This window comes from Lysobacter concretionis Ko07 = DSM 16239, from assembly GCF_000768345.1.
In the GTDB taxonomy this organism is placed as follows: domain Bacteria; phylum Pseudomonadota; class Gammaproteobacteria; order Xanthomonadales; family Xanthomonadaceae; genus Novilysobacter; species Novilysobacter concretionis.
Window position 1 is genome coordinate 1 of the sequence record NZ_AVPS01000018.1, and the last position, 1,425, is coordinate 1,425.

General features: G+C 68.2%; 1 protein-coding gene. It reads left to right on the forward strand.

Going from position 1 to position 1,425, the window contains the following annotated elements:
* Positions 1 to 1,425, forward strand: a 1,425-nt coding sequence (locus N792_RS14120) for a right-handed parallel beta-helix repeat-containing protein (protein ID WP_036196142.1), incomplete at both ends; no start/stop codon positions are given.

The following is a 1,425-nucleotide window of genomic DNA, read 5'->3' on the forward strand; positions in this document are numbered from 1 at the left end:
CGGCCATCGGATCGGCGCAAGCCGCCACCACCTACTACGTGCGTACCGACGGCGGCACCGCCGCCCAGTGCACCGGCAAGGCCGACGCAGCCTATTCCGGCAGCGGCACCAGCCAGGCCTGCGCCTGGAAGCATCCCTACTACGCCCTGCCCCCCAATGAAACCGCCCGCATCGCCGGCGGCGATACCCTCATCATCGGCTCGGGCAGCTACATGATCGGCTGGGGCGCCCCCGGCGCCGCCGACAAGAGCGGCCGCTGCTACGCCGGCGGTCCCTATGACTGCTACCTGCCGCCCATCCCAAGCGGCCCCTCCCCCACCGCCAAGACCCGCATCCTCGGCAAGGACGCCAAGAACCCGCCCAAGCTGTGGGGCACCGAGCGCGTCACCCACATCCTCAACCTCAACGGCAGCTCCAACGTCGAGATCGGCAACCTGGAGATCACCGACCAGAGCGATTGCGTGGAAGGCCACAGCAATGCCGGCGCCCGCTGCGAGCGCAACACGGCCCCGTACGGCCAATGGGCATCCGCGGGACTGGTCGCTTCCAACTCGAAGAACGTCTGGCTGCATGACCTCAACATCCACGGTCTGGCCCACAGCGGTATCCACGCCGGCGGCCTGACCGACTGGCTCGTCGAGCGCGTCAAGATCAACGCCAACGGCTGGGTCGGCTGGGACGGCGACATCGGCGCGGCCAGTTCCAACGCCGGCCAGATCGTCCTGCGCGAGGTCGAGATCGGCTGGAACGGCTGCGGTGAGCGCTGGCAGACCGGCGCGCCCTGGGCCTGCTGGGCGCAGGAAGGCGGCGGCTACGGCGACGGCCTGGGCACGGCAAAAACCGGCGGCCAGTGGCTGATCGAGGACTCCTTCATCCACCACAACACCTCCGACGGCCTGGACCTGCTGTACATGGACGGCGCGGCCAGCTCCTCGGTCACCGTCCGCCGCGTCTACGCGGTCGGCAACGCCGGCAACCAGCTCAAGGTGCACGGCAACTCCACCATCGAAAACTCGGTCGTGAACGGCAACTGCGCCTACTTCAACGGCAAGGACTTCATGCTCAACGGCGACCAGTGCCGGGCCATGGGCAACACCCTTTCCGTCGGCCTGGTGGCCGGCCAGACCGCCAACATCCGCCACAACACCATCGTCGGCGAAGGCGACTGCCTGATCCTCACCGGCGGCGGCACCAGCACCACCAAACTCAACATCCAGAACAACGTCCTGGTCGGCAAGCCCGACTTCCTGGCCACCCGCAGCGGCTGGCCCGAGCAGACCTGCGCCCACTACGCCGACGGCGGCAGCGCCATCCCCAACTTCGCCGGCAACCTGGTCTGGCAGACCAAGGGCCAGTGCCCCCCCGGCAGCGTCTGTGACAAGGATCCCAAGCTCAAGAACATGACCCTGGCCAGCTTCGACCCCG